The 21,122-nt window shown below is 64.0% G+C and carries 20 protein-coding genes; 5 read left to right on the top strand and 15 right to left on the bottom strand.

What is annotated here, in order from left to right; translation table 11 throughout:
- Positions 1-3: 3 nt before the first annotated feature.
- From VGG89_16745 to cmk, 10 genes are all read right to left on the bottom strand, one after another.
- Positions 4-993 carry a bifunctional hydroxymethylpyrimidine kinase/phosphomethylpyrimidine kinase gene (locus VGG89_16745; GenBank protein ID HEY1978203.1) on the bottom strand — a complete coding sequence of 330 codons (990 nt, stop codon included), beginning with the start codon at positions 991-993 and terminating at the stop codon, positions 4-6.
- Positions 957-1,943 carry a thiamine-phosphate kinase gene (gene thiL, locus VGG89_16740; GenBank protein HEY1978202.1) on the bottom strand — a complete coding sequence of 329 codons (987 nt, stop codon included), beginning with the start codon at positions 1,941-1,943 and terminating at the stop codon, positions 957-959. Before thiL ends, VGG89_16745 begins: the two co-directional genes overlap by 37 nt.
- A gap of 1 nt (position 1,944) precedes the next feature.
- Positions 1,945-2,598: a ribulose-phosphate 3-epimerase gene (rpe, locus tag VGG89_16735; protein HEY1978201.1), complete on the bottom strand. Its 654-nt coding sequence runs from the start codon at positions 2,596-2,598 to the stop codon at positions 1,945-1,947.
- A gap of 2 nt (positions 2,599-2,600) precedes the next feature.
- Positions 2,601-3,599: a PASTA domain-containing protein gene (locus VGG89_16730; GenBank protein ID HEY1978200.1), complete on the bottom strand. Its 999-nt coding sequence runs from the start codon at positions 3,597-3,599 to the stop codon at positions 2,601-2,603.
- Between the two features lie 62 nt (positions 3,600-3,661).
- Positions 3,662-4,408 (bottom strand): YebC/PmpR family DNA-binding transcriptional regulator, encoded by a 747-nt coding sequence (locus tag VGG89_16725; protein HEY1978199.1) that lies wholly within the window; start codon positions 4,406-4,408, stop codon positions 3,662-3,664.
- A gap of 25 nt (positions 4,409-4,433) precedes the next feature.
- The gene (locus VGG89_16720) at positions 4,434-7,841 is read right to left on the bottom strand and encodes a phospholipid carrier-dependent glycosyltransferase (protein HEY1978198.1); all 3,408 of its coding nucleotides are present in this window, start codon (positions 7,839-7,841) and stop codon (positions 4,434-4,436) included.
- Positions 7,838-8,737: a polyprenyl synthetase family protein gene (locus VGG89_16715; GenBank protein ID HEY1978197.1), complete on the bottom strand. Its 900-nt coding sequence runs from the start codon at positions 8,735-8,737 to the stop codon at positions 7,838-7,840. The genes VGG89_16720 and VGG89_16715 overlap by 4 nt, the downstream gene beginning before the upstream one ends.
- An 82-nt stretch (positions 8,738-8,819) precedes the next feature.
- On the bottom strand, positions 8,820-9,659 hold the full coding sequence (gene ispH, locus VGG89_16710; GenBank protein HEY1978196.1) for a 4-hydroxy-3-methylbut-2-enyl diphosphate reductase: 840 nt from the start codon (positions 9,657-9,659) through the stop codon (positions 8,820-8,822).
- Between the two features lie 10 nt (positions 9,660-9,669).
- Entirely contained in the window at positions 9,670-10,269 is a 600-nt protein-coding gene (locus tag VGG89_16705; protein ID HEY1978195.1) for a lysophospholipid acyltransferase family protein, read from the bottom strand.
- Positions 10,266-10,949 (bottom strand): (d)CMP kinase, encoded by a 684-nt coding sequence (gene cmk, locus VGG89_16700; protein HEY1978194.1) that lies wholly within the window; start codon positions 10,947-10,949, stop codon positions 10,266-10,268. The genes VGG89_16705 and cmk overlap by 4 nt, the downstream gene beginning before the upstream one ends.
- Positions 10,950-11,017: 68 nt before the next feature.
- Here cmk and radA point away from each other — a divergent pair, with 68 nt between their 5' ends.
- From radA to VGG89_16680, 4 genes are read left to right on the top strand one after another with little or no spacing between them, the layout of a single operon-like run.
- Entirely contained in the window at positions 11,018-12,334 is a 1,317-nt protein-coding gene (gene radA, locus VGG89_16695) for a DNA repair protein RadA (GenBank protein HEY1978193.1), read from the top strand.
- Positions 12,324-13,172 carry a glutamate formimidoyltransferase gene (gene ftcD / locus VGG89_16690; protein ID HEY1978192.1) on the top strand — a complete coding sequence of 283 codons (849 nt, stop codon included), beginning with the start codon at positions 12,324-12,326 and terminating at the stop codon, positions 13,170-13,172. Before radA ends, ftcD begins: the two co-directional genes overlap by 11 nt.
- Positions 13,169-15,856 (top strand): pitrilysin family protein, encoded by a 2,688-nt coding sequence (locus VGG89_16685; protein ID HEY1978191.1) that lies wholly within the window; start codon positions 13,169-13,171, stop codon positions 15,854-15,856. The genes ftcD and VGG89_16685 overlap by 4 nt, the downstream gene beginning before the upstream one ends.
- Positions 15,857-17,251 (top strand): NAD-dependent succinate-semialdehyde dehydrogenase, encoded by a 1,395-nt coding sequence (locus tag VGG89_16680; GenBank protein HEY1978190.1) that lies wholly within the window; start codon positions 15,857-15,859, stop codon positions 17,249-17,251.
- On the opposite strand, the gene VGG89_16675 is transcribed toward VGG89_16680, so the two are convergent.
- Positions 17,241-17,585: a hypothetical protein gene (locus tag VGG89_16675; GenBank protein ID HEY1978189.1), complete on the bottom strand. Its 345-nt coding sequence runs from the start codon at positions 17,583-17,585 to the stop codon at positions 17,241-17,243. The genes VGG89_16680 and VGG89_16675 overlap by 11 nt on opposite strands.
- A 6-nt stretch (positions 17,586-17,591) precedes the next feature.
- Positions 17,592-17,957, bottom strand: coding sequence for a Rieske 2Fe-2S domain-containing protein (locus VGG89_16670; GenBank protein HEY1978188.1), 366 nt, complete (start codon positions 17,955-17,957; stop codon positions 17,592-17,594).
- A 42-nt stretch (positions 17,958-17,999) separates the two neighbouring features.
- On the opposite strand from VGG89_16670, the gene VGG89_16665 reads away from it, so the two are divergent.
- Positions 18,000-18,530, top strand: coding sequence for a Uma2 family endonuclease (locus VGG89_16665; GenBank protein ID HEY1978187.1), 531 nt, complete (start codon positions 18,000-18,002; stop codon positions 18,528-18,530).
- Here the strand turns inward: VGG89_16665 and VGG89_16660 are convergent.
- From VGG89_16660 to VGG89_16650, 3 genes are read right to left on the bottom strand one after another with little or no spacing between them, the layout of a single operon-like run.
- A complete protein-coding gene (locus VGG89_16660; GenBank protein HEY1978186.1) occupies positions 18,519-19,148 on the bottom strand; it encodes an NAD(P)-binding domain-containing protein in 630 nt (209 codons plus the stop codon). The genes VGG89_16665 and VGG89_16660 overlap by 12 nt on opposite strands.
- Before the next feature lie 9 nt (positions 19,149-19,157).
- Positions 19,158-20,300: a pyridoxal phosphate-dependent aminotransferase gene (locus VGG89_16655; protein ID HEY1978185.1), complete on the bottom strand. Its 1,143-nt coding sequence runs from the start codon at positions 20,298-20,300 to the stop codon at positions 19,158-19,160.
- On the bottom strand, positions 20,297-21,118 hold the full coding sequence (locus VGG89_16650) for a 2,3,4,5-tetrahydropyridine-2,6-dicarboxylate N-succinyltransferase (GenBank protein HEY1978184.1): 822 nt from the start codon (positions 21,116-21,118) through the stop codon (positions 20,297-20,299). Before VGG89_16650 ends, VGG89_16655 begins: the two co-directional genes overlap by 4 nt.
- Positions 21,119-21,122 lie beyond the last annotated feature (4 nt).

The following is a 21,122-nucleotide window of genomic DNA, read 5'->3' as shown; positions in this document are numbered from 1 at the left end:
CGCCTACCCGTAAATGATCTTGTGCCGAGGCGGTGCGAACTTCAGGCGCGCGCCGTCCTCAGCCGTCGGCTTGATGACCTGCGTTTCGATGTTCGAACGCTCGCAGAACCGGATCGCGCGATCGTCTTCCACGTGGTATCCGAGCGGCGACCACTTCTCCAGTGCCGCGACCGGGTCGACGGTGGCGCCCCCGTAGGGCGTGGTGGAGGCGACGGCGCGCGCGGTAATCGCGGTAGAGAGAATCGCGGCGGCAAACGGCGACGATCCGAGCGAACACAGCGACGCTACGCCGGCGGCAAACACGTCGCCCACGCCGTGCGCCGAAAACGCCGGCAGATACGGGCCGATGAAGCGATAGTACCCGTAGCCGTTGCTGAAGATCGTCGTGATGCGATGCTTCTCGGCATCGCGTTCGAACGATTTGATAATCGCCGCTTCAGGGCCGAGATCGAACAAAGCGTTGAGGTACGCCATCTCGGACATCGAGCGGTTCGTGCCGACGATCACCTCGGCTTCGAAGCGGTTCGGCGTCACGATCTGCGCGATCGGTACCAGCTGTTCTCTGATCGCGCGTGCCGTTTCTTGACTGACGAAGAGTCCCTTCTTGTAGTCGCCGATGACGGGATCGAGCAGCACGACGCCCTTATAGTCGCGCAACTGCGTCGCGACGACGTCGACGTGCTCCGGCTTGGGCAGAAAACCGACCAAAATGATTCCCGGCCGCTGATTGACCAGAAAGGCGACGTCACGCCGGAACTGCGCGGGCTCGGCAATCGTGCTCGAGCGGCCGGTGAAGCCACCGTGCGCGCTTGCAAACATGGACGGCGCGTGAACGACGCGCGCGCCGAGCGCCTGTGCGACCGCATACATCGCTTGATTGCCCAAAAAGCCCATGCCGACGTTGTTTTGGATGCTGCCGATCAGCGGATACGACGGAACGTCGTCGTCGAAGCGGTTCATACGGTCGTGACCGATGCGGCGAAGTGATCCCATCCGCTGCGTACGAGCGGCTCGCCGAGATACTCGATTCCCGGCTGCGCGCGAAAGGTTCCCACCGCGTGCAGCGTGCGGCCGAAGCGCGCCGCGAACGCCGCGGCGACACGTTTGAACGCGCGCGGACGAATCGCGACGATCAGTTCGAAATCCTCACCGCCGGCGAGCGCGAAACGCTGCGGATCTTGGCCGAGCGCGCGTGCCGCCGCGTTTGCGGATTGCGCAACGGGAATCTCGTCGAGCGACGCTCCCAAACCGCTTGCAGCACAAAGACGGTCGAGGTCAGTCGACAAGCCGTCGGAGGAGTCCATCATCGCATCGACGTTTCGGCTCGCGGCAAGGAAGCGCCCTTCGTCGCAGCGTGCCTCGGGGCGCCGAAATGCCGCCAGCGCGCGCGATCGAAGGTCGCCTTGAAGCAGCGACGGTTCCTTGGCCGCTTCCAGCCCGGCGCGCGAAGCCCCGAGCTCGCCGGTCACGGCGATGACGTCGCCCGCTCGCGCGCCGCTGCGCAGCTTAACGTTCGACGCGCGCACTTCCCCGACGGCGGCGATCGAAACGGTCAACGCGGGGGCGCGTGAGAGATCGCCGCCGGCGATGGCAAGGCGCGACGCGCGCGCCGCTGCGGCGATGCCGCGGTAGAGCTCCAAAACGTCGTCGCGGCCGTCCGCTTCCGCAAAGCCCAAACTCACCGTCGCGAGGACCGGCCGCGCGCCCATCGCGGCAAGATCGCTCGCGTTCGCTGCCATCGCCCGCCAGCCGGCGTCTTCGAGCGACATGAGGTCGCGCGTGAAATCCACGCCCTCGACGAGCATGTCCGAGGTGATCGCACTGCGGTGCGAGCGCGACGGCTGCCACAGCGCGGCGTCGTCGCCGATGCCGAGGTTTACGCGCCGGTCGAACGGCGAACTCGCGATCTCGGCGATCGCGGCGATGAGCGCATCTTCGTTCATATCAGAGGAGCGAACGGATGCGGCGCAGTTCGGCGCCCGGATCGCCGGCGCCGAAGATCGTCGAACCCATGACCAGAACGTCGACGCCCGCGTCGGTCAGCGCGCGCGCGTTACGCTCGCCCACACCGCCGTCGACTTCGATCAAACAGTCCGGATTGCGGCCGTCGATGAGCGACCGCGCCTGACGCACTTTTTCAAACGTGCGCTCGATGAACTTCTGGCCGCCGAACCCGGGATTGACGCTCATGACCAGTACGAGATCGCAGTCGTCGATAATATCTTCGAGCATCGCGACCGGCGTCTGCGGGCAGATCGCCACGCCCGCCTTTGCGCCCAGCTCGCGAATCCGCGTGAGCAGCCGCGGCGCATGCGGCGTCGCTTCTAAATGGAACGTGATCCTGTCGCATCCCGCCTCGCGAAAATCCTCGACGTACCGTTCGGGCTCGACGATCATGAGATGCGCGTCGAAGACGAGCGGCGACAGCCTGCGCAAATCGCCGATGATCTTCGGCCCCCAAGTAATGTTAGGCACGAATCGCCCGTCCATGACGTCGAGGTGAAGCCAGTCGGCGCCGGCGTTTTGCACCGTCGCGATCTGATCCGCGATGCGCGCGAAGTCGGCCGAGAGCAGCGACGGCGCGATCAGCGCGGCCATCCTCAGAACGCTCCCGGCGACGGCGAGGGCGACGCTTTTTCCGTGTACACGGCGGGCGGCTCGGCGCCCAAACGCGTCTCACCGACGAGCACGTTGTTGACGTACATGCCCACCACGGACGTACCGATGGCCGTCACGGTGAAATCCAGCTTCTGCCCCGGCTCGGCGAAGGCGTGATAGAGATCGTACTTTCCGGTTGCATCGTACATGGTGAGTTTGACGTCGAGCTGCTGTCCGTTTTGATAGTTTTCGGGCACCGGAACCGACACGAGCACGTGCACTTGCCGGATAATACGCCCCGACTCGAACCGGCCGGCACTCACCTGCAGCGAGACCGGCTGATAGGCGACCGTCTTCGCGTTGGCCGGCGGGTACTGGCGAACGACGGCGCCGTGCTCCGGACCCTCTTTCCCCAGCGGCGTCCAAACCACTTGGCCGAGCTTGATCCCGCTCTTGTCGGCGAGCGCGCGGGCGTCGTCGATCTGCATGCCGACGAAGTTCGGCACCTTGAGCACGGCCTGACCGCCCTTACTCACCACGAGATTGACGGTGTCGCCCTCGGCAACGTTGGAAAGCGGCGCGGGATCCTGCGAAATGACGTGGTCGCCGGGGATGACGTCGCTGCGAACGTACGACACTTTCCCGAGCTTTAATCGCGAGTGGGACAGATCGAGACTCACCTCGCGCATCGACTGATACCGCAAGTCCGGCATCAAGTGCGCGACGATGCCGTCGCTGATGATGAACGAAACTTGCCGTCCCTGCCGGACCTGTTCGCCGGCGAGCGGACGCTGCGCGATAATGACGTTTTTGGGATAGCGATCGCTGATCGTGTGATCGGCGACGGCCGAGCTGAGCTTCAGACGCTCCACCTCGGCGTCGGCGTCGGCCAGCGTCTGACCCACGAACGACGGAATGGTCACCGTGTTCGAAGGCGGCATCAGGAAATCGCGGATCTCGCGGCCGAACCACACTAGGACGGCGACGAAGAAAGCCAGCACGATTGGAAAAACCCAATCGCGCGGAAGGTACGCCGCCAGCCGATCTCTGGTGCTCGCCGGCTCTATGCCAGAACTCCCTCGGGAATGTTGTTGAAATCGAGGTTGCTGAAGACGCGCTGCACGTCTTCGTGTTCCTCGAGCGCGTCGAGAAACGCGAGCGCTGCGGTTAGCGCGGCGCCTTCGAGCTCCAGCTTGTTCTTCGCGCGCATTCCAAGATACGCGTCGGAGATGCGCATGCCTCGTTCGCGCAAAGCATCGCGTACGCTGGCGAGCCGCACGGGATCGGTATAGACCGTTGCGCTGTCGGCATAGTACTCGACGTCCTCGACGCCGTCGACGAGCGCGTCTTCGGTGAACGCATCTTCCGGCTTGCCGGCCGGATCCACGTCGAGGATGCCGACCGGGTCGAACATCCATCCCACGCTCCCGGTTTCGCCCAACGTTCCGTCGTGCTTCGAAAACAGAAACCGCAACTCGCCGGCCGTTCGATTGCGATTATCCGACGCAACGTCGGCGACGACCGCCAAGCCGTGCGGACCGTAGCCTTCGTACCGAATCTCCTCGATGTCGCGTTCGCCCGTCTGGCCCGATCCACGAGCGATCGCGCGCTTGATGTTGTCGGCGGGCATGTTGAACTCGCGCGCCTTGTCGACCGCCATCTTCAAGCGGTAGTTTGCCTCTGGATCGGGCGAACCGCCCTTGGCCGCTAAAATGATCTCTTTGCTGAGTTTGGTGAAGAGCGCGCCGCGTTGCGCGTCGACCTTGCCCTTCTTCAGCTTGATGTTATGCCACTTGGAATGCCCTGACATGAGGGGGTTGGCCTTCGCCTCGACCCTAGCCGGGCCCTATAATCCATTTGTCGATCCACATGCGATGGTGCCAGGCGTCCCAGGTGATGCCGTGCGCTGCGAGGATCGGATAGAAGAATATGAACGAGGCAAGCGCGATGCCGACGTAGCCGCCGACGCCGGCGAAGGCGACGTATTTCGCGTAGACTTCTTCGCTGCGTTTACCCCATTCCCAGAGCCGCTGCAGCACGACCGCGATGCAGATGCAAATGAGCGGTATGTCGACGTAAAAGTGATACGCGAACGTGATGCGCGGCGACTGCATCCACGGCAGCCACTGCATCAGATAGGTGACGACGATCAGGGCGTAACCTTTGTTGCGCTCCCTCCACGCCAAGACCGCTACCCACGGGACGCAAATGAGCCCGAACCACAAGATCATCGGATTTGGCATCGAGGTAATCTCGTAGACGCAGCATCCCTTCGGATCGCTTTGATTCTTGCGATGGTCTTGGTAGAAATACGCGACCGGCACGTAGTCGAGCGGCCATTCCCAGAACTTTGACGAGTACGGGTGCGTAGCTTTGAGCTGGTCGTGATACATGAACATCGTGTACTGGCGATACACGACGTCGTTGGCGTTGTGAATCTCGTTGGGATCCTGCGAGTGCCGTGCGAGATCGGGGACCCATGCGAGCGCGTAAACGGTCATACTCACGAAGAGGATCGTCACGAGGGCGCCGTCGAGCCGGAAGCCGCGAGGGTTCCCCCACTGGGTCGGGCGCCGCGCGAAAATGTACCGCTGCAGAAACAGAAAGATCAGCACGACGAAGCTTACGCCGAAGCCCATCACGCCGTACCACTTGCTCGCGACGAGCAGCCCGAGCGCGACGATGAAGAGAATCAGCCAGAGTTTCGACGAGCGGCCTTGATCGCGCCCAACCTCCGAGCGAATCTCGTCGTCGGCGTACGTAACGCCGGCGACGGGCGTCTGATAGCTCACCGACGCGTCTTTGCGGTATTCGATCGTCAGATCGTCGTCGCGATAGACCAGCGTACCGCCCTTATTTTGCGACGCGGCGCCGCGCTGCACTTTGCCCCGCGAATCGATCGTGCCGCCGTCGGCGGCGTACGTCGTCGTGTTCGCGGAATCGGCGAGCGCGAACGAGCCTTCACCATAGGACAGCTCGCGGCGCCCGTCGGCAAAATACCGCGGAAAGACGGCGTAACGGATCGCCAGATAGATACCGCCGGCGAACCAAAGCAGCACGACGGCGCGATCGACGAATCCCAGTGGAACCTGTACGCCCTCGATGGTGACGCTATTGCCGCCGTCGCTGCCCCAAAGGCCGGCCAGCGCGAACGCCGCGATCGCGCCGATGACGAGCGACGCGCCGACCGCAGCCGCAAACGCCCACGGCGGCACCTCGATGTGCGCGCGGTCGCCCACCTGCGAGCTGATCCAGAATCGGTAGAACGCGTACGTGACGAGCGTCGCAAAGAAGACCACGAAGCCTTCGGGCGTTGCGATGCGCGACTGCACGAAATGCATGCCGTCGAGGCTCAACAGCAGCGCCGCGATCGTTGCGAACAGCGTCGAGCCAGTGATGCGTTTGGCGAACGCGTAGAGCAGCATGACGACCAAGGCGCCGAAAACGACGTCGAGGAAACGCCAGCCGTACGAGTTGTCGCCGTTGTTGAGGTGGCCGAGGATGCCGTTGAGGAACGTCCAGCCCCCGAGGCCGTGACCTTTGGGCATGCCGCCGAACAGCATCATCGAGAACGTCACCAGCAGCTTGGTCAACGGCGGGTGCGTGTTTTCGTAGATGCGCATGTTCTGCAGATACTCTTCGCCCGCGCGCGCGAAGTAGATCTCGTCGAAGACTTTGTCGGGCGGCCACCAATAGCCGACGAACGACAGCACGAAGTTCGCAACGCCCAGCGCGCCGGCGATCGCGTAGTCGAGCGGCCAACGCATGGCCGTCAATCCTTCGCGCGGATCGAACCAGCTGCGCGCCCCGCTCGCCGCCGAAGCCGTTGCAGCGCTTCTCACCTTGTCATCCTGAGCCCCTCGACTTTGCTCGGGATAAACTCCGCGCTCGGAGGGCGCGGAGTCGAAGGGCGGGGCTGCTTCGGTCACGGGACCTCCCAAGAACGTGTAGCCCAGATAGAAGAACGTCCCGACCGCGAGCGCCGCGAGGACCTGCGTTCCCAGTCCCCACAGATTCTGCGCGTCGACGCCCGGCGTTTGCGCCGTCACCGCGGTGAGATACTGGAGCGAGTAGACGAGGTTGGCGAAGAGCACGATGGACAGCGCGACCGCGCTCCAGAGGTACCGGCGCGCGAACGGCAGGCAGGCGATCGTAAAGACGACGCCGTTGAAGAGGTAGCGCTCGTGCATGCGCGTCGCCAGAATGAAAAACGCGATGGTCGCGATCGCGCACGACTCGAGCAGCGCGCGCGACGTGCGCTCCTGCGCGTAGCGCCATACGGTCAGCGCCAGTGCGGCGACCACCAAGCCGATGCCCCACACGTACTGCGGGATCAGCCGGAAAAGGTAGTAGGTATCGGCTTGCGGCGTATCGGGCTGCCACATTTGCCCACGCAGCGCCCAGAGGTTGAACGCGTTGACGCTGTTGTACGCGTACACGTTGGAACCATAGCTGTAGCGTTCGAAGAGCCAGCGGAGCGTATCGATCGGGTTGCCGGGATGGAACGGTACCGAAAGAATCAGCGCCAGCAGCACGCCGGCCCCGATGCCGAGTCCCGTCGAGCGCAGCCGGGTGCCGCGGCGCGCCGAATCGAGGAAAGCGAACGCCACGAGCAGCGGCAGTAAGACCGCCGCTTGCGGCTTGATCAGCATCGAATAAGCAAATGCCAGCCATCCGTCGACGATCCACCAGTTGACCGCAGCGTTCGGCGGCGCGTCGTCGCTGCGAAGCAGCAGATAGATCGCCAGCAGCGCGAGACCGCCGGAGATCGAATCGACTTGTCCCCACAGCGCCGAGTTATAAATGATCGCCGGGTTGAGCAGGTAGAGCGCGGCCGCACCGATCGCGACGCCGGTGCTCGCGTAACGGCGAGCGATCGCGTAGAGCAGCGCGCCGACGCCCAAGTCGGCGAGAATCGCGGGCAGCTTGACCAGCGCGCGCAAAATGGCCAGTTGGCTGTCGAAACCTTTGAAGAGCCCTTCCCACAGATGTCCGACCGCAGCCAAGATATAGAAATAGCCGGGCGGATAATCGGCAAAGCCGGCGTGAGCGTAGAACTGTCCGAAGCCCTTTTCGGCCAGCGAAATCGCCCACGCTTCGAACGTGCCGACGTCGGTCTTGAACCCTTCGTTCGGGATGAAGGCCAGCCGAATGAGGAAGCCCACGACGAGCAGCACGGGCAAAGCCCACGTTAAAGAGCCCGTTTCGCGCACTGCCGTGCGCGCGGATGCGTCGGTAGTCACTGCGTTACGTACAGGCCGAGTGTGGTGAGGAGATAATCGCGGAGTTCCTCGTTGCGATGGCTTTCGATGACCGCGACATGTTCTGCGACGGCTCGCCGCGCCGCCTCTTGTGCCCTCAGCGAATCGAGCGCTGCGACGACACGTTCGACCTCCCGCGGCTCGAGAGCGCGGCCCAGCGCGTAGGCGCCGGCGACGGCGTCGCGCGCGGCCGAGGGCGGCTGCGAGATCGCCCACACCACGGGGAACGTCCACTTACGCCGCGCGATGTCGACGCCGGTCATTTTGCCGGTCTCGTCGACGCTGGCCCAAATACCTAAAACGTCGTCGCGAATTTGAAACGCTAACCCGTAAGCGCGTCCGACGTCGCCGTATCCGTCAATCGTCATTTCGTCGCACCCGGCGGCGTGCGCGCCCAAGCGGCACGACGCATCGAAAAGCTGCGCGGTCTTGCAGGCGATCATGCGGTGATAACGGTCGAGGTCGACCAGCGTTTCGCTTTCAAAGTGCAGATCGAGCGACTGTCCTTCGCACATCACGGCGTGCGCTTCGTGAAGAACGGCGATCATGTGCAGCGCGCGCGCCGGATCGAGATAGACGCCCGCGTGTTCGAGGCTCAGAAAGCTCAACGCGCACATAGCGTCGCCGGCATTGATGGCTTTGGCAACGCCGTAGGCGCTCCACAAGGTCGGGCGTCCGTGACGCAACTCGTCGCGATCCTCGATGTCGTCGTGAACGAGCGAATAGTTATGGAAGATTTCGACGGCGACGGCAGCGTCGAGCGACCACTCGAGCGGCGCGCCTTCGCCGGTAGCGACCCGCATCACCATTTGCGGCCGCAAACGTTTGCCCCGGCGCGCCGGCCCGTACGGCCCGTATCCGAAGTGACGCAAAAGCATATCGGAGATCTCCCTCGATCCCCGATATCCGGACACCCATTCCTCGAGGGCGCTTTCGAAGCGCTCTGCCAAATGCGTTGCGCTATGCAGAGGGAGCGAGTTCCTCCATGCGTGCTTCAACCTTATCTACCAGCCACCCGGGTGTCGACGCGCCCGACATCAATCCGGCGACGTTCACACCGGTGAACCACTCCGGCTTGAGTTCGTCGGGGCCTTCGATATGATACGCGCGGGCGCCGTGGGATTCGGAAAGCTCGGCGAGATGCTTGGTGTTCGCCGACGTCTTTCCGCCGACGACGACCATTACTTCGACGTCTTTGGCTAAGCGCAGCGCTTCGTTCTGACGGTTGTGCGTATCGGTGCAAATCGTATTGACGGCCCGCACTTCGTAGTACTTCGCCGACAGGGCCTGCACGATTTCGGTGAACTGGACGCCGGACCACGTGGATTGAACGACGACCCCGACCTTGCTCGAGCGCGGGAGCTTCTCGACGTCTTCTACTTTCTGTATGCACCACGCGCCGGGCACGTGGCTCAACGTGCCTTTGACCTCAGGGTGTGACGGATCGCCGATCACCACGATCTTGTAGCCGTCGGCCTTGAGCTTCTCGGCTTGCACGTGAATCTTGGTCACCATCGGGCACGTGGCGTCGATGATCTCGAGGCCCTTCTTCTTGGCTTTGTCGTACACTTCGACCGGCAGGCCGTGCGCGCGCACGAATAGCGAACCCGAGTCGACCTCGTCGACGCTGGCGGCGTTGTTGAGCCCACGGGACTCCAGCGACGCAACCATCTGCGGATTGTGCACGACGTGTCCGAGGGTCGTCACTTTTTCGCGCGATTCGATCGACTCTTCGGCCTTCTTGACCGTGATAGCCACGCCGAAACAGAACCCCTGAACCGACGCCTTCTTAATCTGCATGTTGGATATCTTACTTGCTTTCGGAGTCCGGCGCGAGTGCTGAAATCGCGCTCATGACGTCGGCCGTGAACTTCGCCAGATCGTCGTGGGTTGCTTTCCGGCCGGCCGGCAGGCTCAGCGGAGGCCCGAATACGACTTTAATCTGAGCGAACTTCATGGCCCGGTCGCTTCCGGCGATATGCGCCGGTACGACCGGCGCCCCCGCCAGGGAGGCCAGGAGCGCGACGCCGGTTTGAGGCTGCACCGATCCGTCGCGATTGCGCGTGCCTTCAGGGAATATGCCCACCGCTCCGCCGTCTTGCAGCACTTCCAGCGACCGCTTGATCGCGGCGCGCGCGCTGCCCTGACGATCGACCGGATACGCGCCGACCGCTCGAATCGCCGGCCCGAGGATCGGAATGTCGAACAGCTCTTTCTTGGCCATGTAGCTAATGCGCCGGGGACAGAAACAGCCCATTCCCGGCGGATCGAGATACGAACGATGATTGCAGGCCACGATGAGCGGGCCGGTCCGCGGCACGTTTTCCGTTCCGGTAGCGCGAGCGCGCCAGAGCAGGCGCATGAAGACGCGGATCGTTCCGGCTGCGAGATCGTACAGACGAGGATTCATCGGCACCCCGTCGCGGCGATCGAGCAAATCTCGTCGACGACCCGATCGGCGGTCATGTCGCTCGAATCGATAACGTGTGCTCCGGGCGCCGGCACGAGCGGCGAAACGGCGCGCGTGCGATCGAGCCGGTCGCGTTCTTCGATCTCCTCGGTGAGCCGATGAACGTCGACGTCGACGCCGGCCGCTTCGAGCTGCGCTTTGCGGCGCGCGACGCGCGCGGCAACCGATGCCGTGAGAAAGATCTTCACGGCGGCATCCGGCAGCACGACCGTTCCGATGTCGCGTCCCGCCATCACGACGGAAATGGAATCCGCCGCCGCGCGCTGCGCACGGACCATCAGCTCGCGAACCTCTTTATGGGCTGCGACGGTCGAGACGATGGCCGTGACCTCGTTCGATTGCAGGGTCTCTTCGGAGAGCTCGGCATCACCCGCAAGCACGCGAAAGCCCAAGGCAACGTTACGGTCGGGAACCACACGAATCGGCTGCGCCGCTTCCAGTCGCGCCAGCGCCGCCCCGTTGTCGGCATCGGTCCGCGTGTGCAGCGCGAGGTAGGCGAGCGCGCGATACATCGCGCCCGTATCGAGATACAGGACGTTGCGACGGCTTGCAACGCCTCGGGCTACCGTGGTCTTCCCCGAGGCGGCCGGCCCGTCGATCGCGATCTGCAACTTTTCCACGAGGGCTAGTCTATTAGTATCGACTATGTCGCGAGCCTCTTGGGCATCCCGTGGCGAAAACGTCCATCGTGGCTAAAGCACGTTCGGTCTACTTCTGTTCGGGCTGCGGATTCGAAGCGCCGCGATGGCTGGGGCGCTGCCCGCAGTGCGACGCGTGGAACAGCTTCGACGAGCGGCCGTTTACCGTCGCACCCGCGCGCGGCGCTCGCGCGCAAGTGCAGCGCAGCGCCGCTTCCGGTCCGATTCCGCTGCAAGACGTGGACGGCGAGCGATTGGTCCGGCTGCGATCCGGGATGAGCGAGTTCGACGCCGTGCTGGGCGGCGGCATCGTGCCGGGAAGTCTGACGCTCATCGGCGGACCGCCGGGTGCGGGCAAGTCGACCTTGGTGCTGCAAATCGCTTCGCGACTCACGCGTCACGGCGACATCGTGTACGTCTGCGGCGAAGAGAGCGCGGCCCAAGTAAAACTGCGCGCGCAGCGTGTCGGCGCGGCCGCCGAGCTCAACGTCTTTCCCGAGACGAACCTGCGCGTGGTGCTCGACGCGCTGGCAAACCGGCAGCCGGCCGCGCTGATCGTCGATTCGATTCAGACGGTGTGGCTTCCGGAAGCCGAAGCGTACGCGGGCAGCGTGACGCAAATTCGCGACTGTACGCAGGCGCTGATGGAATACGCCAAACGAACGGGATGCGCCACGTTCATCGTCGGCCACGTCACCAAGGACGGCGCCATTGCCGGACCGCGATTGCTCGAGCACCTCGTGGACACGGTGCTCTATTTCGAGGGTGAGGCCAACGGCGAGTACCGGATCTTGCGCGCCTATAAGAATCGCTTTGGATCGATCGACGAGATTTGCGTCTTCGGCATGCACGATAACGGTTTAACCGAAGTGACCAATCCGTCGGAACTCTTTCTGGGCACGCGGTCGCAGCGGCCCAGCGGGTCGTGCGTCGTCGCTTCCATCGTCGGCTCGCGTCCGGTGCTGGTGGAAGTGCAGGCCCTCGTCGGGGAATCCAGCTACGGAACGCCGCGGCGGCTGGCCAACAATCTCGATCAGCAGCGCTTGGCGATGATTCTCGCGGTGCTCGAACGGCGGGCGGGGCTGCATCTCGGCTCGCACGACGTGTACGCATCCATTGCGGGTGGACTGCGCGTCAGCGAACCGGCCGCCGATCTCGGCATCGCGCTGGCGATCGCATCGTCGTTCCGCAACGCCGCGCTGGCACCGGATGTCGCCGTCTTCGGCGAGCTCGGTCTTTCGGGAGAAGTTCGCGCGGTGTCCGCAGCCGAGCGCCGCGAATCCGAAGCGCGCAAGCTCGGTTACACGCGCGTGTTATCTCCCGCGAACGTTCGCGACGTCGCCGACGCCCTCGACCGTGCTCTTTGAATTCGTTCCGAACCTCTCCGAGGGACGCGACGCCGCCGTTATCGACGAAGCGATCGCGGCCGTCGAAGCCGGCGGCGCGCACGTGCTGCATCGCACGAGCGACCCGGTTCACCATCGCAGCGTTTTGACGGCGGTGGGTACGGCAGAGCAGGCGCTCGACGCCGGCGTCGCGCTCGCCGGCGTCGCGCTGACCCGCATCGACCTCCGCGCGCATCGCGGCGTCCACCCGCGGATCGGCGCCCTCGACGTGCTCCCCTTCGTGCCGCTGCGCGGCGCGGCGCTCGCCGACGCGGTTGCCCTGGCGCATCGCGCCGGCTCCGCGATTTGGGAGCGTTATCGCGTGCCTTCTTTTTACTATGGTGCGGCCGCACGCCGGCCCGACCGCCGGTCGCTGGCGCGCGTGCGCCGCGGGGAGTTCGAGGGACTGCAAGCGCGTTTTGCCGACCCGCAATGGGCACCCGACGAGGGCGACGCCGGCTTCCACCCGACTGCCGGCGCGATCGCGATCGGGGCGCGCGACATCCTTATCGCCTATAACGTTGAACTTGCGACGGACGATTTGGCTGCGGCGCGAGAGATCGCACGCGACGTTCGCGACCGTGACGGAGGGCTCTCGACCTTGCGCGCACTCGCCTTTCCGCTGGGCGCCGGCCGGGTGCAGGTATCGCTGAACGTCACGAACTATTCCGCAACGCCGCTCTACAGAGTCGTCGAACTGATCCGCGCCTTGGCTGCACGGCGCGGTATCCCCGTGGCCGCTACCGAGCTCATCGGTTGCCTTCCACGCGCGGCAGTCGAGGCATCGGCAGCGTACTACTTAGGAGTCCCCAGCCTTTGAAACATCTCGCCATTACGGTTCTCGCCCTCGCCTTTATCGCGGCAACGCCATCGACGACGACCCCAAGTGGACCGGGGGACGCCGGCATCTATGCAACCTCGCTGCCCAACGGTCTCAAAGTGGTCGTCGTCGAGGACCATGCCGCGCCGGTGGTACAGACGGCCATGTGGTACGGCTTCGGCTCGCTCAAAGAGGTTCCGGGACGAACCGGTCTCGCGCACGCGCTCGAGCACATGATGTTCCGGGGAACGCCCGAGGTCTCGGCCGGCGGCCTCGACGATATCGTCGCGCGGCTGGGCGCGCAGATGAACGGCGAGACGACCTACGATTACACGCAGTTCTACTTCACGATGCCGTCGGACAAGCTCGACGTCGCACTCTACACCGAGGCGGACCGCATGCAGCACGCGTCGCTTCGGGCCGCCGATTGGGCCATCGAACGCAAGGCCGTGCTCAACGAGATCGACGGCGACGCGAGCTCGCCGTTCTTCAACCTGCTGTCGCTGGTACGCGCGGCGGCATTTCCAAACCAGCCCGCGGGGCGCACGCCGCTCGGCGAACGCCGCGACGTTGCCGACGCTCCGGTCTCGGAGATCGCCGATTACTACCGCGAATGGTACGCGCCGAACAACGCGACCTTGGCCGTTGCGGGCGACGTCGACCACCGCGTCGTTTTCGAGAAAGCAAAGAAGTACTTCGGCGCGATTGCGTCGCGGACGCTGCCGCACGCGGCGACCGCAACGCCGGTCGCGACCGCGACGACGCAAACCGTCGAAGCGCAGTTTCCGTTTCCGTTTGAAATTCTCGACTTAGCCTACGCCATTCCAGGCGACAAGGAACACGGCGAACCCGCGATTAGTACGATTGCTACCCTGCTCGAAAATCAGCGATCGCCGTTCTATCACTCGCTCGTGGAGACCAACGTCGCGTTGGCCGTCGAGGCAAACGCGGACACGCAGTTGCGCGGCGGACTGCTCAACGTCTTCATCATTCTCAATCCCGGTCATTCCAGCGATGAGGCGCAGGCGATCTTCAACAATACGATTGCGCAAGTGCTGGCCGGCGGCTACGACCCCGATTTAGTGACCGCGGCGAAGCGACTCACGATCGCCGACCGCATTTACACCGGCGACTCCATCGACGCGATCGGCGACCTCGCCGGGTATACCTACGGAATCGTCGGCGAAAAGATCGCCGACGAGGACGCTCGGTTGGGAGCGCTGACCGGCACCGATCTGCTCGACGCCACGCGCAAGTATTTGAGCCGGCCGACGGTTATCGGTCACCTGCGTCCCAACGACTCGCCGCCGAAGGGTTCGTCTCAAAAGAGCGACGCATCGGCCAGCGACGATTTCTCCAAACGCGTCCCGAGTGGACCGATCGTCGTGCCGCCCTGGATCGCCCGCGAGATCGCGCAGCCGACGTCGGCGCGCAGCCCGCTGGCGCCGGTGCAGTTCACGCTCTCGAACGGCGTGCGCGTGCTCGTGCAGCGTAAATCCGACCGCCCGACCTTCGTCATTCGCGGCACGATCGCGTCGTCGCCGGCATTCGAGCCCGACGGCAAAGAGGGCATTGGACGGCTGGCTTCTGAGGTCGCCGACTACGGCAGCGAGAAATATCCGTTTGCGGCGCGGCGCAAGCTCACCGACGAGATGGGCGCGTTTCTCGAAACCGGACAAAGCTTCTCGGCGCAAGGTCTGTCGCACGACTTCGAGAGCGTCGTCGACGTGCTCGCCGACGGCGAGGAACATCCGGCGTTCGATCAGCGGTGGTTCGACATCGAACGATCGCAGCTCGCCAACAGCCTGCAGTCCGAACAGAACATCTCCGGCGTGATGATCGATCACGCGTACCAAGAACTGCTGCTCAACAGCGCCGATCCGTCGCTGCGCCGGCCCAGCGCCCATAGCGTTCAAAGCGTCAGTCGAGACGACCTGATCGCCTACGCCAAGCGATACTGGCGCCCGGATCTCACCACGATCGCCATCGTCGGCGACATCACGCCCGAACGCGCGCGCGCCGCGCTCGAAGCGGCGTTCGGCGGTTGGCAGCCGGCGGGCGCCAAGCCCAACCCGCACCTGATGGCCATGCCGTCGCCGACCAAAGGGCACGACTACATCAGCACCGACGCAAATCAAGTCTACATCCGGCTCGGACAACCCGCACTATCGCGGTCGAACGCCGATTACGACGCCTTCTTGGTCCTCAATCAAATTCTGGGCGGCCCCGGCGCGTTCGAATCGCGGCTGTGGCAAGAGTTGCGTCAGAAACGCGGGCTCGTCTACAACGTCAGCAGCTCGCTCGACGCCGACGCCGACCGCGGAGACCTGCGCATCGAGCTCAACGCTTCCCCCGAACGCGTCGTCGAAGCGGTGCAATTCGTTCGCGACGAGTTGACGCGGCTTCAGAATCAGCCGGTGACGGCGACCGAGCTGCAGGAAGCCAAGACCCGGCTCGCGGGCGACGCGCTCATCGACGAAGCCTCGTCGACGGGGCAGGACAAACATCTGCTCGACATCGGCGTGAACGATCTACCGCTGGATTACTATCGCACGCTCAACGAACGATTCGCCCGCATCACGGCAGCCGACGTCGAGCGCGTCGCCCGAACGTATTTGCGTCCGAGCCGGCTCGTGGAGGTCTATGCAGGTCCGTCCGGCCCGTGGGCGGGACATTCCTTATAAATGATCACGACGATCGATCCGGCGACCGAAGATGTCATCGAGCGTTTTGCGTACATGGACGCCGGCGCGGCCAATGCGAAGGTGCAGCGGGCCGACGCCGCCTTTAGCGCCTGGCGAACGGTTGCGTTGGAACAGCGCTCGGCATTACTGCGCAACGTTGCGCAGCGGTTTCGCGCCGAGAGCGCTTCGCTCGCGGCGACGGCCGTGCGCGAAATGGGCAAACCCATCGTGCAGGCTCGCGCGGAGATCGAGAAGTGCGCGTGGGCGCTGGAGTATTTTGCCGATCACGCCGGCGCCATGCTCGCCCCGCAAGAAACGCCGTCGAATGCGGCACGGAGCTACGTTGCGTTTCGGCCGCTAGGCGTCGTGCTCGCGATCATGCCCTGGAACTTCCCCTATTGGCAAGTCGTGCGCGCTGCCGCGCCGGCGCTCATGGCCGGGAACACGATGCTGCTCAAGCACGCCGACAACACCACGAAGTGCGCGCTGGAAATCGAACGCGTCTTTCGCGATGCCGGCGCCCCCGACGGCGTTTTTGGAACGCTGCTGATGACCAACGAAGCGGTCGACGAACTCATCGGCGACGCGCGTATTGCGGCCGTCACGTTGACGGGCAGCGAACGTGCCGGTGTGGCCGTGGCGTCGGCGGCGGGTCAAGCGCTGAAGAAATGCGTGCTCGAGCTGGGCGGCTCCGACGCGTTCGTGATTCTCGAAGATGCCGACCTGGAGCGTGCGGCGACGACTGCCGTGACGGCGCGCTTTCAAAACAACGGGCAGAGCTGCATCGCAGCCAAGCGCTTCATCGCGGTCGATTCCGTCTACGACGACTTCCTGTCGCGATTCGTCGAGATCGCCCGGCGCCAACGTATCGGCAATCCTTCCGACGAGACGACCGACGTCGGACCCTGCGCGCGCGGCGATCTTCTGAAGACGCTGCACGAACAGGTCGCCTCGACCATGCAGCGCGGCGGCGACCTCGTACTCGGCGGTCGCCCGCTCCAAGAGAAAGGCTACTACTACGAGCCGACCATCGTCGGCGGCGTCGAGCCCGGCATGCGGATGTTCGACGAAGAGGTTTTCGGTCCGGCGGCCGCCGTGATTCGTGCAAAAGACGCGCGCGAAGCCATTGCGCTTGCGAACGCTTCGAGTTACGGACTGGGGTTTTCGATCTGGACGAGCGACGCCGCACTCGCCGAGCGCGTTGCCGGCGACGTGGAAGCCGGCGCGGTATTCGTCAACGGGATGGTGTCCAGCGACCCGCGCCTGCCGTTCGGCGGCGTCAAGAAAAGCGGCTACGGCCGCGAGCTATCGGCGTTCGGCATTCACGAGTTCGCCAACATTCAAACCGTGTGGTTCGGCGCGGCTGCGGCAACGCAGACCGTCCCTAGCGAGTAATCGTCACCTCGCTGACGGCGCAGAAATCGACGTCGCTCACCTGCGCCGTCGAACCGTCCGCGAACGAGACGCGCACGTCCCACTTGCAATCGCTTTCGTCGTGCGAAAATCTCACCACGAGATCGGTGTGATCGTCGAGGATATCCTGACCGAGGATGTCCTCGCTCCAGCGATCGGCACCCGTCGGCGAAACGTAGAGCGACTTGATCGTGTGCCGGGTGTGGTTGTGCAGCGTAAAGTCTTGATCGGCGGCCAAGACTGGTGCGCCCGCGGCCAACGCAAAGACCGCGGTCGCAGTGAGGGCGACGCTGCGGCGCCGGGTCATCTTCTCCATTACTGTCTATTTTCGGTCGAAGATCGCCGTTTCTACATCAACGTACAGCTCGTCGCCGCGGCGCTCGAGCGGGAAGGTTGCAAGCGGGGCCCAGTCACGCACCAGTTCGGGATCGCCGAACAAAGCGCGATCGCCGGGAAACTCGTTCTTTCCCGTTTTGACGTCGTAGCAGAAGCGATGCCACGGACATTCGATCTGTCCCGCGCGCACCGGCGCGTAGTCGAGCGAATACGTAAGATGCGAACAAAACGGCGAATGCGCGTAATATTCGCCGCCGTATTCGCAGATAATAATCGTACGGCCGCCGGCCGAAAACTCCCGGCATTCCGAACGCGGAACGTCGCGCGTCGTACATACGAGTGTGAACGGCACCCCTAGTTATTGGCGGCTTCGTCGTGATATCATTGGCGTGACGTGTACGCTTGGGTTTCGGAAAAGTCGTATATCGAGTTCCACCGCGGCCGGAAGCTCCGCAAGGTGAGCCCCAACTTTGGCCACGGGATCGTGGAGGTAACGCTCGCCACGATCTTCCGGAAACTCGCCGGGCGGCGCGGTGCCGTCTTGACCGAGTGTCATTTCGACATGTCGATCCAGCTTGGGACGAAGACCATCTTGGTTCCCGACGTAGCGTTTATCCGTAAGGAGCGGCTATTCGGGCTGTCGGACGACTATCTTCAAATACCCGCGTTCTCTCCAGACATCGCGGTCGAAATACGCGCGCCTTCGGATCGGCCCGGCGAGCGCGAGTGGAAGATCGAGACGTACCTGCAAGCTGAGTCCGCGCTCGTGCTCGACGTCGCCTTGAAGGAGCGCGCGATTCACGCTTTCACGGCCGCCGGCAGCACGTCGTTCTCGCATCGCGAAACGTTCGCGACGGACGTCATGCCATGGCTGCGCTTCGACGTTGCCGAAGCATTCGCGGATTTAGAATCGCTAACGGAGTAGCTTAAAGGCGTGATGCCAGGTATTGGTGCGCGCGCCGTAGGCAACCCACGCCATACACATCGGCTCCAAATAGCGCGACGCCTCGATGCCGCCGAGATCGGCCACGTCCCAACCGAAGTCGCGCAGAATCCCGGAAACGAATTGCTTCGCGCGGTCGTCGTCGCCGGCAACGAACATCGTCGGCGGACCGCCCTCGAACTTCGGATCGATCATGTACGGCGAGCCGACGGTATTGAAGGCCTTGACCACGCGAGCCTGCGGTATCGCGCGCTGCACCTGCTCCCCGAGTGAATCGTCGAAACCGATTGCGAGCTGCGGCCCGGCGTTGCCTTGGCGCAACGGGTTGGCCGCGTCGATGACGACCTTGTCCGCGAAACGATCGACTCCGGCCTGACGCAGGGCGTCGACGGTAGCCGTTCCCAAGGTCGCGAGCACGATGACGTCGCCGAACCCCGCAGCGTCCGCGAACGAACCAACTCTCCCGCCGGGATTTTCCTTCTGCCAATCGGTCAGCTTCGTCACATCGCGCGTCCCAAGCATCACCCGGTGTCCGCGCGATAAAAACCCCGCGGCCAGCGCTTTGGCAACGTCACCGCTGCCCAATATTCCAACGTTCATGGTCTTTAGTTACACCCGCGAACGCGACGCGGTTGCGCAATAGGCGGCGATGCGCGAAATGCCCTCGGCGACACGCTCGGCGGGCGCAACCCAGCTCAAGCGCAGCCATCCTTCCAGCGAGGGACCGAACGCAACGCCCGGTATGGCCAAAACGTCGTAGCGATCGATGAGGTCGTTGGCAGCGTCGAGCGACGACGCTCCGTCGGGTAGGCGGACACACGCGTAAAACGAGCCTTCGGGGGAAACGTACTTGAGTTTGTCTGAATCCAGCGCGTGCACGACGGCTTTGCGCTGTTCGCGGTACCATGGCGCGTGTTCGCGCACGCCTTCGAGCTCGGTAAAGATGTGCAGCGCGACGGCCTGCGCGAACGAATCCGCGCACGACGTGCACCAAGCGTGCGTTTTGATCGCGTGCTCGACGAACGTCTCCGGAGCCAGAATCCACCCGAGCCGGAGACCCGTGAGCGCGTTGCTCTTACTAACCGAATTGGTCACGATCGTATACGGATACATGTCGGCCAAGTATGCCGCGTCTTCGACGAAGGTCTGCTCGCGATAGATTTCGTCGTGGATGAGCCAAACGTGCTTCTTCGGATGATGCGCAAGGCCGCGGACCAGCAGCTCGGCTTGCTCGCGCGAGAGAACGCGGGCCGTCGGATTGCATGGCGAACAAATGACGATCGCGCGCGTCGCCGGCGTTACGGCCGCAAGAATGCGGTCCGCATCGAAGGCAAAGTCGTCGTCTTCGCGCATCGCTACCGTCCGGCACGCTACGCCTTCGAGGGCGGCCATTTTCACATACGACGGAAACGCCGGCTCGACGACGAGGAGCTCGTCCTGCGCGGGGTCGAGCAGCGTTTTGAGCGTGACGTACATCGCTTCTTGCGAGCCGGTCGTCACGCAAACGTTGCCGAGTTTTTGCATCTCGGGATAGCGGTAGTACCGCGCGATCGCCTCGCGCAGCGCCGAATCGCCCGCGTTATGTGTGTAGCGAATGCCGTGTTCGGCGACATGCCGCATCGCGTACGCTAAATGCTCCGGATTCGGCGCGAGCGACGGTTCGCCTAAACCCAGGTCGATCGACGACGGCTTCTTCTTCGCCGCGACTTTGCGAATGAGCGAACCCTGTATCTCGAGGACGCGCGGATTCACACCGCCACCTCGAACTCGCGCAGCGCGGCGTTGAGCGACGTCTTTTGATCGGTCGACTCGTTGCGCGTGCCGACGATCAGGGCACAGGGCGCTCCGTACTCACCGGCCGGAAACCGCTTCGGCAGGGTCCCCGGGATCACGACGGCGCGCGCGGGTACGCGTCCCTTTGCGGTCGCCGATTCGCTGCCGCGCACGTCGACGATCGGCGTACTGGCCGTCAGCACCACGCCGGCACCCAGTACTGCTTCGCGCTCGACGCGCACGCCCTCGACCACGATGCACCGCGAACCCACGAACGCTCCGTCCTCAACGATCACCGGAGCCGCTTGCGGCGGCTCGAGCACGCCGCCGATTCCAACGCCGCCGCTCAGATGAACGTTCTTGCCGATCTGTGCGCACGAGCCGACGGTCGCCCACGTATCGATCATCGTTCCATCGTCGACGTAGGCGCCGATGTTGACGTAACCCGGCATCAAAATGACGCCGCGTCCCAGGAACGAACCGTAGCGGGCAACTCCGGGAGGAACGCAGCGCACTCCCAGTTTCTTATAGTTTTTCTTGAGCGGAAGCTTGTCGTAATAGATGGGGCCGTCACCGCCGCCGATCCAGTCGGCATCGCGCCGCGCGAAGTAGAGGAGGATGGCCTGCTTCACCCATGCGTTGGTGACCCAGTTTCCGCCCTGCGGTTCGGCCACGCGAAGCGTGCCTTCGTCGAGCATCTCGATGACGTCGTCCACGGCACGGCCGTCGCGACCGCGAACGTCACCCTCCCCGCGCGCCAAACGTTCGACGCGCTCGCGTATTTCTTCGATCGTCACCGCC

This window comes from Candidatus Baltobacteraceae bacterium, assembly GCA_036488875.1.
GTDB lineage: Bacteria > Vulcanimicrobiota > Vulcanimicrobiia > Vulcanimicrobiales > Vulcanimicrobiaceae > JAFAHZ01.
The sequence above is the reverse complement of the archived record's forward strand: the minus strand, read 5'-3'. Positions and strand labels throughout refer to the sequence as shown.

What these genes read in the sequence shown, in the direction of transcription:
- rpe (HEY1978201.1), bottom strand. Translation starts at nt 2,598, where the DNA reads ATGGCCGCGCTGATCGCGCCGTCGCTGCTCTCGGCCGACTTCGCGCGC.
- VGG89_16715 (HEY1978197.1), bottom strand. Translation starts at nt 8,737, where the DNA reads ATGCTTTTGCGTCACTTCGGATACGGGCCGTACGGGCCGGCGCGCCGG.
- VGG89_16725 (HEY1978199.1), bottom strand. Translation starts at nt 4,408, where the DNA reads ATGTCAGGGCATTCCAAGTGGCATAACATCAAGCTGAAGAAGGGCAAG.
- ispH (HEY1978196.1), bottom strand. Translation starts at nt 9,659, where the DNA reads ATGCAGATTAAGAAGGCGTCGGTTCAGGGGTTCTGTTTCGGCGTGGCT.
- VGG89_16680 (HEY1978190.1), top strand. Translation starts at nt 15,857, where the DNA reads ATGATCACGACGATCGATCCGGCGACCGAAGATGTCATCGAGCGTTTT.
- VGG89_16745 (HEY1978203.1), bottom strand. Translation starts at nt 993, where the DNA reads ATGGGATCACTTCGCCGCATCGGTCACGACCGTATGAACCGCTTCGAC.
- thiL (HEY1978202.1), bottom strand. Translation starts at nt 1,943, where the DNA reads ATGAACGAAGATGCGCTCATCGCCGCGATCGCCGAGATCGCGAGTTCG.
- VGG89_16660 (HEY1978186.1), bottom strand. Translation starts at nt 19,148, where the DNA reads ATGAACGTTGGAATATTGGGCAGCGGTGACGTTGCCAAAGCGCTGGCC.
- VGG89_16705 (HEY1978195.1), bottom strand. Translation starts at nt 10,269, where the DNA reads ATGAATCCTCGTCTGTACGATCTCGCAGCCGGAACGATCCGCGTCTTC.
- VGG89_16675 (HEY1978189.1), bottom strand. Translation starts at nt 17,585, where the DNA reads ATGGAGAAGATGACCCGGCGCCGCAGCGTCGCCCTCACTGCGACCGCG.